At 67.5% G+C, this 15615-nt stretch carries 12 protein-coding genes; 5 read left to right on the top strand and 7 right to left on the bottom strand.

The genetic code is table 11. The annotated features are described in order from the left end of the window. Position 1: 1 nt before the first annotated feature. Positions 2-1867 carry a ribonucleoside-diphosphate reductase subunit alpha gene (locus CTJ15_RS08120; RefSeq protein ID WP_075822022.1) on the bottom strand — a complete coding sequence of 622 codons (1866 nt, stop codon included), beginning with the start codon at positions 1865-1867 and terminating at the stop codon, positions 2-4. 357 nt (positions 1868-2224) lie between these two features. Here CTJ15_RS08120 and CTJ15_RS08115 point away from each other — a divergent pair, with 357 nt between their 5' ends. After that, positions 2225-3208 (top strand): endonuclease/exonuclease/phosphatase family protein, encoded by a 984-nt coding sequence (locus tag CTJ15_RS08115; protein WP_075822021.1) that lies wholly within the window; start codon positions 2225-2227, stop codon positions 3206-3208. Positions 3209-3254: 46 nt separating this feature from the next. Here the strand turns inward: CTJ15_RS08115 and CTJ15_RS08110 are convergent, their stop codons facing one another. Further along, positions 3255-4286, bottom strand: coding sequence for an amino acid ABC transporter substrate-binding protein (locus CTJ15_RS08110; RefSeq protein ID WP_019460624.1), 1032 nt, complete (start codon positions 4284-4286; stop codon positions 3255-3257). 356 nt (positions 4287-4642) lie between these two features. On the opposite strand from CTJ15_RS08110, the gene CTJ15_RS08105 reads away from it, so the two are divergent. From CTJ15_RS08105 to CTJ15_RS08085, 4 genes are all read left to right on the top strand, one after another. Further along, positions 4643-5461, top strand: a complete 819-nt coding sequence (locus CTJ15_RS08105) for an IS5 family transposase (RefSeq protein WP_099780839.1) — start codon at positions 4643-4645, stop codon at positions 5459-5461. A 97-nt stretch (positions 5462-5558) separates the two neighbouring features. Continuing rightward, positions 5559-6911: a transposase gene (locus CTJ15_RS08100; RefSeq protein WP_099780841.1), complete on the top strand. Its 1353-nt coding sequence runs from the start codon at positions 5559-5561 to the stop codon at positions 6909-6911. Between the two features lie 345 nt (positions 6912-7256). Next, a complete protein-coding gene (locus tag CTJ15_RS08090) occupies positions 7257-8627 on the top strand; it encodes an IS5 family transposase (protein ID WP_226945876.1) in 1371 nt (456 codons plus the stop codon). Between the two features lie 21 nt (positions 8628-8648). Beyond that, the gene (locus CTJ15_RS08085; RefSeq protein WP_216349015.1) at positions 8649-8849 is read left to right on the top strand and encodes an AlpA family transcriptional regulator; all 201 of its coding nucleotides are present in this window, start codon (positions 8649-8651) and stop codon (positions 8847-8849) included. Here the strand turns inward: CTJ15_RS08085 and CTJ15_RS08080 are convergent. From CTJ15_RS08080 to guaB, 5 genes are all read right to left on the bottom strand, one after another. Continuing rightward, on the bottom strand, positions 8815-10071 hold the full coding sequence (locus tag CTJ15_RS08080) for a tyrosine-type recombinase/integrase (RefSeq protein WP_099781456.1): 1257 nt from the start codon (positions 10069-10071) through the stop codon (positions 8815-8817). The two genes, CTJ15_RS08085 and CTJ15_RS08080, sit on opposite strands and share 35 nt — an antisense overlap. 294 nt (positions 10072-10365) lie before the next feature. Then, entirely contained in the window at positions 10366-11979 is a 1614-nt protein-coding gene (guaA, locus tag CTJ15_RS08075; protein ID WP_037250041.1) for a glutamine-hydrolyzing GMP synthase, read from the bottom strand. A gap of 56 nt (positions 11980-12035) precedes the next feature. Then, a complete protein-coding gene (locus CTJ15_RS08070) occupies positions 12036-12599 on the bottom strand; it encodes a GNAT family N-acetyltransferase (protein WP_019460622.1) in 564 nt (187 codons plus the stop codon). Further along, on the bottom strand, positions 12596-13981 hold the full coding sequence (locus tag CTJ15_RS08065; RefSeq protein ID WP_019460621.1) for an RsmB/NOP family class I SAM-dependent RNA methyltransferase: 1386 nt from the start codon (positions 13979-13981) through the stop codon (positions 12596-12598). The genes CTJ15_RS08070 and CTJ15_RS08065 overlap by 4 nt, the downstream gene beginning before the upstream one ends. Positions 13982-14108: 127 nt before the next feature. Then, positions 14109-15608, bottom strand: coding sequence for an IMP dehydrogenase (gene guaB / locus CTJ15_RS08060; RefSeq protein WP_026033104.1), 1500 nt, complete (start codon positions 15606-15608; stop codon positions 14109-14111). Positions 15609-15615: the final 7 nt, after the last annotated feature.

The following is a 15615-nucleotide window of genomic DNA, read 5'->3' as shown; positions in this document are numbered from 1 at the left end:
CCTACTGGCAGGCCAAGCATTCCTCGTAGTTGGTGGTCCCGCCAGCCGCCTGCTGCGCCACCAGCGGCAGCGGGATCTGCGCCCCCTCCGCCACGGCGGCCAGGCCCAGCGAGGGCTGCACCGCCACCTTCTCGCTGATCGTGTCGGCGCGCTGGATGGAGAGCGAGCGGCAGTAGTAGAGCGACTTCATCCCCTTCTTCCAGGCCTGGAAGTGGATCTGGTGCAGGTCGCGCTTGTGCACGTTCGCCGGCAGGAAGATGTTCACCGACTGCGCCTGGCAGATATAGGGCGTACGATCGGCGGCGTGCTCGATCACCCAGCGCTGGTCCAGCTCGAAGGCGGTCTTGAACACGGCCTTCTCCTGATCGTCCAGGAAGTCCAGGTGCTGCACCGAGCCCTTGCTGACGGTGATGCTGGTCCAGGTGTCGTCGTCGTCGCGGCCGTGCTTCGCCAGCACCTTCTTCAGATGCGGGTTGCGCACGATGAAGGAGCCGGAAAGCGTCTTGTGGTTGTACACATTGGCCGCGATGGGCTCGATGCCGGCCGAGGCGCCGCCGCAGATGACGCTGATCGAGGCCGTGGGCGCGATCGCCATCTTGTTCGAGAAACGCTCGTTGAAGCCGTACTCCGCCGCATCCGGGCAGGGGCCGCGCTCATTGGCGAGCCTGATGCTGGCGGCATCGGCCTGGGCGCGGATATGCTTGAACATCCGCTTGTTCCAGACCTTGGCCACCACGCTCTCGAAGGGAACGTTCTGCGCCTGCAGGAAGGAGTGGAATCCCATCACGCCGAGACCCACCGAGCGCTCGCGCATGGCGCTGTAGCGCGCGCGGGCCATGCTGTCGGGCGCCGTGTCGATGAAGCTCTGCAGCACGTTGTCGAGGAAGCGCATCACGTCCTCGATGAAGGTCGGATGGTCCTTCCACTCGAACCAGGTCTCGAAGTTCAGCGAGGAAAGGCAGCACACGGCGGTGCGCTGCTGCCCGTGCTGGTCGCGGCCCGTGGGCAGCGTGATCTCGGAGCAGAGGTTGGAGGTCTTCACCTCCAGCCCGGCCAGCTTGTGGTATTCGGGGCGCGCGTTGTTCACCGCGTCGCTGTAGATGATGTAGGGCTCGCCCTGCTCGATGCGCGCCAGCAGGATGCGGATCCAGAGGCCGCGCGCGGAGATCTTGCGGATGACCGCGCCGTCCTTGGGGCTGGTCAGCGCCCATTCCTCGTCGGCCTCCACCGCGCGCATGAAGGCGTCGGGGATCAGGACGCCGTGGTGGAGGTTCAGCGCCTTGCGGTTCGGGTCGCCGCCGGTGGGGCGGCGGATGTCGATGAACTCCTCGATCTCGGGATGCGAGACCGGCAGGTAGACGGCGGCCGAGCCGCGCCGCAGCGATCCCTGGGAGATCGCGAGCGTCAGGCTGTCCATCACGCGGATGAAGGGCACGATGCCGGAGGTCTTGCCATTCTGGCCGACCTTCTCGCCGATCGAGCGCAGGTTGCCCCAGTAGGAGCCGATGCCGCCGCCCTTGGAGGCGAGCCAGACATTCTCGTTCCACAGGCCCAGGATGCCGTCCAGGCTGTCATCCGCCTCGTTCAGGAAGCAGGAGATCGGCAGGCCGCGCGTGGTGCCGCCATTGGACAGCACCGGCGTCGCCGGCATGAACCAGAGTCTGGAGATGTAGTCGTAGATCCGCTGCGCATGCGCGGCGTCGTCGCCATAGGCCGATGCGACGCGGGCGAAGAGGTCCTGGTAGGATTCGCCGGGAAGCAGGTAGCGGTCGTCGAGCGTGGCCTTGCCGAAGTCGGTCAGCAGCGCGTCGCGGCTCCGGTCGATGGTGACCTGGCCATGCCCCTCAAGCTGAACGGCGTCGAACATGGCGGTCCTCTCCTTAGGCGGGTCCGGGGGCGGTGAAACACGGAAACGGAATCCGACGCGGGAGTCGGGGCGGGATTCTTAACACCACATCTGGTGGGGTTCCAGGGAAAGGCCGCTAGACGTTGTGGCTGGAGACCGGCAGGGCGGATTGCGCGAAACACCGCGGCAATCCTTGCTTTTCCCCCTCGCAAGGTGCCGCGGGGCGGATGATGGCGCCGTCCTTATCCCCCTTTTCCCCGTTTTCCACAGGCGATACGGAGACCACGGGAGGCACCGACCTCAAAGCTTCACTGGCTACCTCACCTTCCGGTGACTAGCGGAACGCTCCCCGTAGCCCGTGGAATCCAAGCCGTCACCATGCCCAGCAAGCCTGTCGAGAACCTGTCGCCCGTGCCGGCGGAACGGCGCGCAGAATTCGCCGCCCTGCCGCCCCTGCGGGAGGCGCATGGCGGGGCCATGGCCTCGGTGGCCGCCTTCGGCGAGATCGAATCCGCCGCCGCGCCGGCCGGGGTGGAGAAGAGCCTGCTGCGCGTGGCGGCCTGGAACCTGGAGCGCTGCCTCTATCCCGATGCGGCCGCGCGCCTGCTGCGGCAGCAGGGGGTGGACCTGGTCCTGCTCTCCGAGATGGATTCCGGCATGCTGCGCACGGGGCAGCGCCACACCACACGCGACCTCGCCGGCTTCCTCGGCCATGGCCATGCCTATGCGCTGGAGTTCCTGGAGTTGGCACCCATGCCGGCACCGGTCGCCTACGACGACCCCGCGACCGATAACAGGCTGGGCTTCCACGGCAACGGCTTCACCAGCGCCCTGCCCTTCCGCGACCCGGTGGTGATCCGGCTGGACGAGGTCGCGGACTGGTTCATCGACCCGCCCGGCGGGCAGAAGCGCATCGGCACGCGCATGGCAGTGGCGGCCACCTTCCGCTGCGGCGACCGGGAATTCGTCGGCTGCTCGGTGCATCTGGAAAGCCGCGCCGACTTCGCCGGCCGCGCCCGGCAGATGCGCGGGCTGCTGGATGCGCTGGATGCCTATGCCGACTCATTGCCGGTGCTGATCGGCGGCGACCTCAACACGAAAGTGGCGCCGGGCGGCCATGACAATCCGGAGGAGATGCTTTTCGGCGAAGCGGCGGCGCGGGGCTATGACTGGTCCGGCTGCAACCTCGCCGGCGTCACCACCCGCCGCAGCACCTGGAGCAGCGGCCTGAACCCGCGTCAGCTCGACTGGTTCTGCACGCGCGGCCTGGTGGCCGAGGTACCCGCGGTGATGCCCTCGGTGGACGAGGTCGGAAAGGTCCTTTCCGACCATGATGCGATCCTGCTGACGCTGCGCCTCTGACGACGCGCGGCCGGGAGGGACGCGGCCTCCCTCCCGGCCGTCATGTTCAGCGCATCGGCGGCGGGTATTGCAGCCCGCCCTTGTTCCACAGGTTGTTCAGCCCACGCTGCACGCCCATCGGGGTGATGTTGCGGTCCCAGACCTCGGCGTAGTTGCCGACCTGCTTGACCACCTGCACGGCCCAGTCCGCCGGCACGCCGAGCATCTTGCCCAGGTCGCCGCTCTTGCCCATGAAGCGCTGGACCTCGGGGTTGTTGTTGTCCACGAAGCTCTCGACGTTCTTCGAGTTCATGCCCAGCTCCTCGGCGGTAAGCTGGGCGTAGTGCGTCCATTTCACGATGTCGAAGAACTTCCAGTCGCCCTTGCGGACCATGGAGCCGAGCGGCTCCTTCGAGATGATCTCCGGCAGGATGGTGTACTCGCCGGCATTGGCACCCTGGCTGAAGCGGAAGGAGGCGAGCGAGGAGGCATCGGTGGTGAAGGCATCGCAACGGCCGCTGATGAAGGCGCTGCGGATCTCCTCGATGCTCTCGATCACCACCGGGGTGAACTTCATGTTGTTCGAGCGGAAGTAGTCGGTGAGGTTCAGCTCGGTGGTCGATCCCGGCTGCACGCAGACGGAGGCCCCGTCGAGCTCCTTCACCGACTTCACGCCGGAGGCCGTCTTCACCGCGAAGCCGGTGCCGTCATAGAAGTTCACCGCGGCGAATTCGAGGCCCAGCGCCGCCTCGCGCCCCAGCGTCCAGGTGGTGGAGCGCACCAGCATGTCCACCTCGCCCGATTGCAGGGCGGTGAAGCGGTTGGTGGCGGTGGTGTTGACGAAGCGGACCTTGTTCGCATCGCCCAGGATGGCCGTGGCGACGGCGCGGCAGGTATCGGAATCGATGCCCTTCATCACGCCCTGGCTGTCGGGCAGGCTGAAGCCGACATTGTTGCCGGCGACGCCGCAGAGCAGGTAGCCGCGCTCCTTGATCGCCCCCATCGTGTCGGCGGCGGGCTGGGCCGAAGCCTGGTGCGCGGCTGGAAACGCGGAGATGGCGACGGCCAGGGCGGCCGCCGCGACGCTCGTCATGCGCATCGTGTCTTACCCTTCCCAGGGGCCTCCGTTCCGTTGGAGGCCGATGGGTCGAGCGTCGCCGTGCTACCGCCCGCCAAACAAGCGGTGGTTTACTCCCATTCAATTGTATTTGGCCCAGGTAGATCATTGATCTAGCTTGGTTTTTTCTTGTTTGGTACGCCAAAAGCCGACCTGCGGGTCGTCAAAAACTTATGGTGTTGATTTTAAAGGGAGATTTCCGCAAAAAATATTTTGCGTGGCTCCAGCATCTATCGGGATCAATCGCTCTTTAGAACCCGTTTCATAACGGCTGAGGCGGGGTGAGCGGCGGGAGTTCTGCGCGTTCGGAGGGTGTCTGACGTCCTTCGAGGTGGCCCATGTGGACCCCTGCCGCCCGCGCGCAGCTTGCGCGCGGCTCCCAGCCTTATGCAACGTGCCTAACCGATGCCGAGTGGGCCCTGGTCGAGCCCTTCTTGCCAAGCCCTGCAAAGACCGGACGACCCCGGTCCTGGCCGATGCGGCGGGTGGTCGATGCGATCCTCTACGTGCTCCGTACCGGCTGCGCCTGGGCGCATCTGCCCCGCGACTTCCCGCCGCCCGGGACCGTGCACCGTTGGTTCCTGCGCCTCTCGCGCCGGGGCACCTTCGAGCGACTGGCGCACGCCCTCATCATGGCCGACCGCGAGCGGGTCGGCCGAGAGGCCTCACCGACAGCGGCGGTGTTGGACGCCCAATCCGTCCGCTCGGGCGGTGTCGGCGTGAAAGGTGTCCGCGGCTACGATGCCGGGAAGAAGGTGACGGGCCGCAAGCGCCACGCCCTGGTGGACACGGACGGTAGGCTCCTGCTCGCCGCCATCTCGCCCGCCTGCCTGCATGACAGCCGAGGGGGTGCGGCCCTCCTGGCCATGTCGCGCCGCCCTTGGCCGTTCCTGGCCCGCTGCTTCGCCGACCGCGCCTACGCCGGTCCGCGGGTCGCCCGAGCCTCCCCCGTCGCCGTTACCATCATCGGCAGCGCACCCGGCCAGAAAGGCTTCGCCGTGCAACCCAGGCGCTGGGTGGTGGAGAGGTCCTTCGCTTGGTTCGGCCGCTGCCGACGCCTCGCTCGCGATCACGAGGCCACCGTCGGTTCCGCCGTCGCCTTCTTCACCCTCGCCGCCGCCATGATCCTCGTCCGGCGTCTGGCTCAGCCGTTATGAAACGGGGTCTTAGCTCGACTTTGGCCATCTGAGGCAGGCGTAGGCGGCGAGGCGGGTGACTGGCTAGGCTGGCGTGTCCCCGCCAAGAGACGCCGCCATGCTTCACCTGCCATCCCGCTTCGCCGCGGTGATCCTGAGCTTTGCGCCGCTGTTTTTCCAGCGCAGCTGGCAACACGCGGAGGTGCTGCTGATCGGGGCTATCCTGGCACCCGGCAAACGTACGGTGACCAGCCTGTTGCAGATCAGCGGGCTCGCGCAGGAGCGGCGCTTCGTGAACTATCATCGGGTGCTCAACCGGGCGGTCTGGAGCCCCCGGGCAGCATCGCGTCTTCTGCTGGCGCACCTGATCACAGCCTTCGCGCCGGATGGGCCGGTCATTCTGGGCATTGACGACACGATTGAGCGGCGCCGTGGCAAGCGGATTGCGGCCATGGGCATCTACCGCGACCCGGTACGCTCCAGCCACGGCCACTTCGTAAAGGCTTCTGGCCTGCGTTGGATCAGCCTGATGCTCTTGGCACCTGTTCCCTGGGCCGGTCGGGTTTGGGCGCTGCCGTTCCTGTCCGCGCTGGCGCCCTCGGAACGGTTTTGTCGCGACCAGGGACAGCGGCACAAGAAGCTCACCGACTGGGCCCGCCAAATGATCCTGCAGACACGCCGCTGGCTTCCTGGGCGGGACATCGTGCTGGTCGGCGACAGCGGCTTTGCAGCCCTGGAACTGCTGGCTGCGCTGACCCGGCACAGGATCACCGGGGTCACGCGCCTGCGGCTCGATGCCGCGCTCTATGACCCGGCGCCACCCCGGCTGCCTGGCACCAATGGTCGGCCCCGTACCAAAGGGGCGCGCCGGCCCAACCTGGCGGAGGTGCTGGTCCGCACCGATACATGCTGGCAGCGCATGGTGGTCCCCCGCTGGTACGGTGGGGGCGAGCGTCACGTCGAGATCTGCTCGGCCACTGCCGTGTGGCGTCATGGCGGGATGCCCATCGTGCCGATCCGCTGGGTGCTGGTCCGCGATCCTCATCGCCGGTTCGAGCCGCAGGCCCTGCTGTGCACCGAGCCTGATCGAACGCCGGAGCAGATCCTGTTCTGGTTCATCCAGCGCTGGCAACTGGAGGTGACCTTCCAGGAGACCAGGGTGCATCTTGGGGTCGAGACTCAGCGACAGTGGTCGGACCTCGCCATCGCCCGCACCACGCCATGCCTGCTCGGGCTGTTCTCCCTCGTCACCCTCCTGGCCGCCCAGCTCAGAACCTCAGAACGCAGAGCCGCAATGAGCAGCGCCTGGTACCGCAAGGACCGTCCGACCTTCAGTGACACCCTCGCCGCCGTGCGGCGGCACATCTGGCGTGAGCAAGGTTTCCTCACATCCCGGCACAGCGGTCACAGCACAAAACCTCGGCGAGCGCTCCAGCACGCCTGGGCTTACGCCATCTGCCACGCCGCGTGATGGCCAAAGTCGAGCTTAGTAGTCGGGAAAAACCCGCCGATGTGTACGCTACGGCCCGAAAATGCCGCACCGCATTTCGGAGGGGCTTCCAGTATCAGCAGCTATCGTTCTCAATCGCCTTGGCAACGATGGAGATTGAGATGGCAAAGATCGAAACTACGCAAATTCGGAGAACAATCCGCCGGCAACAGTTGCGGGAGATGGTGCCGATGGCCGACAGCACTATTTAGTCGGCCTTGAATAACTCGTAAGGCACTGATCTAGCTGTGAGATTTTCCGGGCTCGGCGACCTGGATTTGCAGGGTTCGATTGTTTTCGACGACAAACCCTGCGAATCTTGTGGGCATGAAGCACCGCCCGCGCCCGCCGGAACAGGCCGATCTGCTGCGGCCGCGGCTGGTCGACATGATCGATGGGCGGCACGAACTGGTGCGGCTGGCGGCGCTGATCGACTGGTCCTGGTTCGAGCGGGAATGGGCCGGCTTCTTCCCCGCCGCTGAGGGACGGCCGGCCACGCATCCGCGTCTGGTCGCCGGGCTGATGTACCTCCAGCACGCCCATGGCCTCTCCGACGAGGCGGTGCTCGCGCGCTGGGTGGAGAACCCGTACTTCCAGCACTTCACGGGTGAGACCTTCTTCCAGCACCGTGCGCCCATCCATCCCTCCTCTCTCAGCCGCTGGCGCGGTCGCATCGGTGAGGAAGGTGTCGAGTGGTTGCTGACCAGGACGATCGAGGCGGCTCAGGCTTCGGGAGCTGTGACGTCGAACAGCTTGGCCGAGATCGCAGTGGACACCACAGTGATGGAGAAGGCCATCGCCCATCCGACCGACAGCCGCCTCTATGAGCGGGCCCGCCACTCGCTGGTGACGCTGGCGCACAAGGCCGGGATCGCCCTGCGCCAGAACTACAATCGCCTGGCGCCGCGCCTGGCCGGCCAGGTGGGGCGCTACGCCCACGCCCGGCAGTTCCGCCGCATGCGCAAGGCGTTGCGCACGCTCAAGGGCTACACCGGCCGCATCCTGCGCGATGTTGAACGCAAGCTCGGCGCCGTCCCTGACGGGCCACTGCGGGCGCGCATCGAGCAGCGCATCGCCCTCGTCACCCGCCTGCTGCTCCAGACACCGAAGTCGTCCCGCAAGCTCTACGCCCTGCACGAGCCCGAGGTGGACTGCATCGCCAAGGGCAAGGCGCGGGTGCGCTACGAGTTCGGCACGAAGGTCAGCATCGCCACCACCCTCGCCGGTGGCTTCGTCGTCGGCATGCGCAGCCAGCCCGGCAATCCCTACGACGGCCACACCCTCGCCGACGCCCTCCAGCAGGTCGAGACCCTCACCGGCCAGCGTCCCAGCCTCGCCGTGGTCGATCGCGGCTACCGCGGCCATGGCGTCACGGCAACCAGGGTGCTCGTCAGCGGCACCAGCCGCGGCCTCACGCCCCGCCTGCGCCGGCTGCTCCGCCGCCGCAGCGCCATCGAGCCCGAGATCGGCCACATGAAGACCGATGGCCGCCTCGCCCGCTGCGCCCTCAAGGGCACGCTCGGCGATGCTCTCTACGCCGTCCTCTGCGGCTGCGGCCACAACATCCGCAAGATCCTCGCCCACCTCAGGGCCCTTTTGGCCGCTCTCCTCGCCGCCCTCCGACAGGCAATCCTCACCCCGATCAGCCAAGCCAGCGTCCCGACAGGCCGCACCCTGCTCGCAGGGGCGACAGCCTGAAGACGTTGTTCAAGGCCGACTATTTACGAAATGGAACAACGTGGCGAGTTCCCTCGTCGGTTCGCGCTCTCACCACGTTGTATTGTTTGGGACCTCGCCGAGGTCGAGGCTTGGCTGATGGCACGGCGGACTGCTCCGATCCGTCGTGCACAGCACCCCGACGTCACCAAGCGCAAAACCCGACCGGTCAAAGGGCGGGATCAAGCTCCATCACGGGCATAGTTGTCGGCAAAAGCGTGGGGGCGTGTTTCCGACCGTCGATCCAGGCGTCTACTGTATCCGCCCACTGCTGCATCATATGCCGGCGCTGCACCTCATACTCGGCCTTGTTATAAACGCCGCGCGATGAACGCCCGTCCTCGTGCGCCAGGCACTTTTCGATCCAGTCGCTGTTAAAGCCCAACTCGTTCAGCAGCGTCGAGCCCGTTCGCCGCAGATCATGGACTGTGAAAGGCTCCAGCGGCAGCCCCTCCTTCTTGGCTTGTTCGACGACGGCATAGGTAACCCGATTGAAGGTCGCGCGCGACATCGGCGCGTCCGCGTCATACCGGGACGGCAACAGATATCGGGAGTTGCCGGAGCAGGTCTTGAGCGCAATCATGATGTCGAGGGTCTGTCGGCACAGGTAGACATTGTGCGGCTTCGACCGCTTCATGCGCTCCTTCGGGATGGTCCAGACGGCGTTGTCGAAATCGATCTCGTCCCAAACTGCATCCTGCAACTCGCTCTTCCGGACCATGGTGAGGAGGTAGAGCTTCATACCGAGGCGGATCGTTAGCAACGTCGCAACATGCTCGAGCTGCTTGAACATGATGCGGATCTCTGCAGGCGAAAGCGCGCGGTCCTTCGGCGTAAAGGTGGCGATCGAGGCCGGACCAACGTCATCGGCCGGGTTGGCGACCTTCTCGCCGTGCAGAATGGCATAGCCGTAAATCTGCTTCAGGATATCCCGTACATGGATGGCGGTCGCAGGCGCACCCCGTTCGACGATCTTGCCGCAGTGAGTGCGCAGGTCGTCGGGTGTGATCTCCGTCAGGAGACGATTTCGCCAGACGGGCATGAGTTCGCGTTCGAAGATGGAGCGACGCATCGCGCGTGTGCTGTCGGCCATCGTCGCGTTGGTCAGCCACTTCTCGCCGAACTGGCCGAAGCTCTTTGCTTCCTTGATCCTACGCTTCTCCCGCTGCTTCTCGATGGCGGGAGACCGCCCCTCGGCGATCGCGCGCCGCGCATCAATGGATAGCTCGCGAGCCCTGGCGAGCGATATTCCGTCACGGGCATATCTGCCGAGATACACGGTCTCCCGCCTGCCGTTCAGCCGATAGTCGAGCCTGAAAGAGATGGCGCCCGACGGCGCGACGCGCACATACATGCCGTCACGATCGGAAACCTTGTACATTTTGGCTTTTGGTTTCAAAGACTTGAGTGCTGCATCGGTCAACATTTCGGGCCTCCTCGCGGAAAAGTACCGTCACGCGGTTTTTGCAGGCCGATGGCGTCGAAAATGCTTTTATCTCACTGCATTAGTTCGCAAAAAGTACCGTCATTGGCCTCGTTTGACCTGACGGTACTTTCGTTTTTCCGGTTGATCAATGGGGGCGAGGCCCGACAGCGAGGCCGCCGAACACCGTCTATGCCCACCGATAGATGTCGATTGGCATAGGAGGGATTTATTTTCGTTTTCAGTGTTTTAGGTCGTACCGCAGCGTAAAATCGGCGGCGTTCGGATGGGCCTGAATCATTCCCACTCGATGGTCCCGGGCGGCTTGCTGGTCACGTCGTAGGCAACGCGGTTGATCCCGCGCACCTCGTTGACGATCCGGTTGGCAACCCGGCTCAGGAAGGCGATCTCGAAGGGATAGACATCCGCCGTCATGCCGTCCGTGCTGGTGACGGCGCGCAGGGCGCAGGCCTGGTCGTAGGTGCGGCCGTCACCCATCACCCCCACGGTGCGGACCGGCAGCAGCACCGCGAAGGCCTGCCAGATCGCGTCGTAGAGGCCGGCATTGCGGATCTCCTCCAGGAAGACCAGGTCCGCCTGCTGCAGGATCTGCACCTTTTCCCGCGTCACCTCGCCGGGGATACGGATGGCGAGCCCCGGCCCCGGGAAGGGGTGGCGGCCAACGATGGCTTCCGGCATGCCCAGTTCGCGGCCCAGGGCGCGGACCTCGTCCTTGAACAGCTCGCGCAGCGGCTCGACGAGCTTCATGCGCATGTTCTCGGGCAGGCCGCCGACATTGTGGTGCGACTTGATGGTGACGGAGGGGCCGCCGGTGGCGGAGACGCTCTCGATCACGTCCGGATAGAGCGTGCCCTGGGCCAGGAAATCGGCGCCGCCGATCTTGGCCTGCTCCTCCTCGAAGACCTCGATGAACAGCCGGCCGATGGTCTTGCGCTTCACCTCCGGGTCGGTGACGCCCTTCAGCGCGCCGAGGAAGAGGTCGGAGGCGTCGCGGTGCACCAGCTTGATGTTGAAGCGGTCTCGGAAGGTGGCGAGCACCTGCTCCGTCTCGCCCGCGCGCATCAGCCCGTGATCGACATAGATGCAGGTGAGCTGGTCGCCGATCGCCTCGTGGATCAGCACCGCCGCCACCGAGGAATCGACGCCGCCGGACAGGCCGCAGATCACCCGGCCGGCGCCGACCTGGGCGCGGATGCGGGCGATCTCCTCGGCGCGGAAGGCGCCCATGGTCCAGTCACCCTTGCAGCCGCAGACGGCATGCGTGAAGTTCCGCAGCAGCGCGGCGCCGTGCGGCGTGTGCACGACCTCCGGGTGGAACTGCACGCCGTAATAGTGGCGGCTGTCATCGGCGATGATGGCGAGCGGCGCGCCCTCGCTCACGCCCACCGGGCGGAAGCCTTCCGGCAGGCGCGTCACGCGGTCGCCATGGCTCATCCAGACCTGCTCGCGGGCGCCCTTCTCCCAGACGCCCTGGGTCAGGGCGCAACCGTCGGTGATCTCGACGAAGGCGCGGCCGAACTCGCGGTGATGGCCGCTCTCCACCAGCCCGCCGAGCTGGGCGCACATGGTCTGCTGCCCGTAGCAGATGCCCAGCACCGGCAGCTTGAGGTCGAAGACGGCCTGCGGCGCGCGGGGGCTCTCGCCCTCGTTCACGCTGGCCGGGCCGCCGGACAGGATGATGCCGCGCGGCTGGAAGTCGCGGATACGGTCGTCGCTGGCAGTGAAGGGCCAGATCTCGCAATACACCCCGCTCTCGCGCAGGCGGCGCGCGATCAGCTGCGTCACCTGGCTGCCGAAATCGAGGATCAGGATGCGGTCATGCCCCCCAGCGGCCTCTTGCGCCGAGGCGGGGGCTGGGGTGACGGGAGTCGTCGCGGTGGGGTCGGCCATGGCGGCGCGAAGCACGGCGGAAGGGGCGGCGTCAACCACTTCCTGCGCAGGGCAGGTCAGCCGCGGGAAGAAACGGCTGTGGCGTCGAGCAGGGTCTCGATCGGGTCCCAGGCGATGGCAGTCTGCTGCACTGCCCGGCCGCCGACCTGGATGACCTCCTGGGCGACTGGGCGCCCGCCGAGATGGCGGTAGAAGAAGCGGGCATGGTTGTCGGACAGCACCCAGAGCATGGCCGAGGCGCAGCCGATCGCCGCCAGGTGCGCGGCGGAGGCCCGCAGCAGCCGGCGGCCGATTCCCTGGTCCCGGTAGTCGCTGAGGACATAGAGGGTGGCGACCTCGCCCTCCCCCCAGCGGCTTCCCATCCCCGCGCGCCGGGCGGGACCGGCCGAGGCGAAGCCCACGACGCGCCGGCCCGGCTCCGGGATCTCGGCGACGAAGAGCGCCTCGCCCTCCCGCCGGGAGATCAGCCCCTGGCCGTAGCCGGCGCCGATCCGCTGCGGCGAGAGGTTGGCGAGGTAGTCGTCCGGCAGCAGCCCGGCATAGGAATCACGCCAGGCCGCGACATGCACGGCGCCGATGGCGAAGGCATCCTGCGGCCGGGCGCGGCGGATGGCGGTCACGATGTCCCGGCCTCCCGCCGCTCCAGCACGGCGCAGAAGAAGCCGTCCGTCTCCTCCCGGTGCGGCGCCAGGGCCAGGAAGTCCCCTTCCGTGCCCGAGGCGCCACCCAGGATGCCACCCAGGCCGGCGCCCATAGCGGCACCGGGCCTGACCGGAACCGCCTCCCCTTCCCACCCGGCGAAGCCCTGCGCCCAGGCCTCCGCCAGCGGCACCGCCCGGAACTCCGGATGGTCGCTCAGAAACTCCCGCACCTGCACCTCATCCTCCCCGGGCAGGACCGAGCAGGTAGCGTAGACCAGCTTTCCCCCCGGGCGCACCAGGGAAGCCGCGCGGCGCAATATCTCGCCCTGTTTCACCTGGAGCTCCGCCAGGTCGCCCGCGCCGGTACGCAGCCGGGCATCGGGGTTGCGCCGCCAGGTGCCGGTGCCGGTGCAGGGCGCATCCACCAGGACGCGGTCGAACTGCCCCGCCCGGCGCTTGGCCCAGCGGTCGCCAGGCACCAGCAGATGCGTCTCTGCATTGTCCACCCCGGCCCGGCGCAGGCGCTGCGAGGCCCCCGAGAGCCGCGGCACGGATACGTCGCAGGCCACGATCCGCCCGCGATTGTCCATGGCGGCCGCCATGGCCAGGGTCTTGCCCGCCGCCCCGGCGCAGTAGTCGGCGACCCGCATCCCCGGCCGCGCATCGGCCAACAGGGCGATGAGCTGCGAGCCCTCGTCCTGGATCTCCACCAACCCCTCGCGGAAGGCGCGGGTGGCCAGGATCGGCTGACGCTCCGCCAGCCGTAGGCCCCAAGGGGACAGGGTGGTGGGCTGTGCCGTGATGCCCTCCGCGGCCAGCGCGGTGATGGCCGTCTCGCGCGTGCCCTTCAGCAGGTTCACCCGCAGGTCCAGCGGCGCGGCGCCGCTCATGGCCTTCGCCGCCTCCGGCAGTTCCGGGCCGAAACGCTCGCGGAAGCCCGGCAGCGCCCAGCCGGGGATGTTGAGCCGGATCTCCTCGGGCATCTCCGGGCGCAGCAGCGGTGGCCGCAGGGCGGAAAGGACGCGGCGCTCGCCCGGCTCCAGCGGCGCCTCCGCATGGCGTTCGCCACTGAAGGCAGCCAGCACGGCCTGAAGGGATTCCCCGGAGGCCATGAGCATGTAGGTCGCGACCAGCAGGCGCGGCGTCGGCTGGCCGCCGACACGTCCCAGGTGCCAGTCGAGGCGCAGCCGCTCCCGCACCACGCCCCAGGCGATCTCCGCCACGGCGCGGCGGTCGCCGCCCCCGATATAGCGGCGCGCCCGGAAGAACTCGTTGGCCACCGCGTCCGCCGGGCGACGGGGCTGGGCCTCCTGCTGCTCCAGCAGGGTGACGGCGGCGGCGATACGGGCGGCGGGGGTCATCTCAAGAATTCTGCCTGAACGGGCAACGCCCCGGGAAGGCGCCTGGATGGCAGCGCCTCGGCCCGGGGCGGGTTGCATGGAAAGGAATGGCTCCGGCCCGGCCTGCCGCCGGGCCGGAGGAAGGGTCTCAGCCGTCGGCGCGGTAGTTCGGCGCCTCGCGGGTGATCGCCACGTCATGAACATGGCTTTCCCGCAGCCCGGCATTGGTGATGCGGCGGAAGCGGCAGTTGCGCTGCATCTCCGCCATCGTGCCGTTGCCGGTATAGCCCATGGCCGAGCGCAGCCCGCCCACGAGCTGGTGGATCACCGCGCCGACCGGGCCCTTGTAGCCGATGCGGCCCTCGATCCCCTCGGGCACGAACTTCAGGCTGTCCTGTACCTCGGCCTGGAAGTAGCGGTCGGCCGAGCCACGCGCCATGGCGCCCAGCGAGCCCATGCCGCGATAGGACTTGAAGGAGCGGCCCTGGTAGAGGAAGACCTCGCCCGGCGCCTCGTCCGTGCCGGCGAAGAGGCTGCCCATCATCACGCAATCGGCGCCGGCGGCGATGGCCTTGGCGATGTCGCCCGAGGTGCGGATGCCGCCATCGGCGATGGCCGGCACGTCCTTTTCCCGCGCCGCGGCGGAGCATTCCAGCACCGCCGTCAGCTGCGGCACGCCGACGCCAGCCACGATCCGGGTCGTGCAGATGGAGCCCGGGCCGATGCCGATCTTCACCGCATCGGCGCCCGCCTCGATCAGCGCCAGCACCGCCTCCGGCGTCGCCACGTTGCCAGCGATCACCTGCACGCTGTTGGAGAGCTGCTTCACCCGCTCCACTGCCTTCAGCACGCCGGCGGAATGGCCATGGGCGGTGTCCACCACGATCACGTCCACCTCGGCATCCACCAGGGCCTCGGCGCGGCGCAGCCCGTCCTCGCCCGTGCCGGTCGCGGCGGCGGCGCGCAGGCGGCCCATCGCGTCCTTCACGGCGGAGGGGTTGGCCTGGGCCTTGTCCATATCCTTGACGGTGATCAGGCCGATGCAGCGGTACTGGTCGTCCACCACCAGCAGCTTCTCGATCCGGTGCTTGTGCAGCAGCGACCGCGCCTGCTCCGGCGTGGCGTCGTTCAGCACGGTGACGAGGTTCTCCCGCGTCATCAGCTCATAGACCCGGAGGTTAGGGTCCGTGGCGAAGCGCACGTCGCGGCTGGTGACGATGCCGACAAGGCGCTTGCTTTCCCGCTCCACCACGGGGATGCCGCTGATGTGGTGCTGGTCCTGCAGGGCGCGGACATCGGCCAGGGTCTGGTCGGGATGGATGGTGACGGGGTTCACCACCATGCCGCTCTCGAACTTCTTCACCCGGCGGACCTGGGCGGCCTGCTCCTCGATGGAAAGATTCTTGTGGATCACGCCGATGCCGCCGGCCTGGGCCATGGCGATGGCCATGGGGGCCTCGGTCACCGTGTCCATCGCCGCGGCGACGAGGGGGATGTTCAGCCGGATTTCCCGCGTCAGCCTGGTGCGGGTGTCGGTCTGGGAGGGCAGGACGGTGGAATAGCCGGGAACCAGCAGCACGTCGTCGAAGGCGAAGGCCTCCTCGAAGGTGATGCGGCTGTCGATTCGGGGGAGCATATCGGGTGCCATGGGCGGG

The sequence above is a fragment of the Roseomonas sp. FDAARGOS_362 genome (assembly GCF_002754815.1).
GTDB classification, from domain to species: domain Bacteria; phylum Pseudomonadota; class Alphaproteobacteria; order Acetobacterales; family Acetobacteraceae; genus Roseomonas; species Roseomonas mucosa.
This window is presented reverse-complemented; position numbering and strand designations above follow the sequence as displayed.

Coding starts and splice junctions, on each gene's coding strand:
- CTJ15_RS08100 (WP_099780841.1), top strand. CDS start 5,559: ATGCTTCACCTGCCATCCCGCTTCGCCGCGGTGATCCTGAGCTTTGCG.
- CTJ15_RS08105 (WP_099780839.1), top strand. CDS start 4,643: ATGTGGACCCCTGCCGCCCGCGCGCAGCTTGCGCGCGGCTCCCAGCCT.
- guaB (WP_026033104.1), bottom strand. CDS start 15,608: ATGGCACCCGATATGCTCCCCCGAATCGACAGCCGCATCACCTTCGAG.
- CTJ15_RS08115 (WP_075822021.1), top strand. CDS start 2,225: ATGCCCAGCAAGCCTGTCGAGAACCTGTCGCCCGTGCCGGCGGAACGG.
- CTJ15_RS08090 (WP_226945876.1), top strand. CDS start 7,257: ATGAAGCACCGCCCGCGCCCGCCGGAACAGGCCGATCTGCTGCGGCCG.
- CTJ15_RS08120 (WP_075822022.1), bottom strand. CDS start 1,867: ATGTTCGACGCCGTTCAGCTTGAGGGGCATGGCCAGGTCACCATCGAC.
- CTJ15_RS08110 (WP_019460624.1), bottom strand. CDS start 4,286: ATGCGCATGACGAGCGTCGCGGCGGCCGCCCTGGCCGTCGCCATCTCC.
- guaA (WP_037250041.1), bottom strand. CDS start 11,979: ATGGCCGACCCCACCGCGACGACTCCCGTCACCCCAGCCCCCGCCTCG.
- CTJ15_RS08080 (WP_099781456.1), bottom strand. CDS start 10,071: ATGTTGACCGATGCAGCACTCAAGTCTTTGAAACCAAAAGCCAAAATG.
- CTJ15_RS08065 (WP_019460621.1), bottom strand. CDS start 13,981: ATGACCCCCGCCGCCCGTATCGCCGCCGCCGTCACCCTGCTGGAGCAG.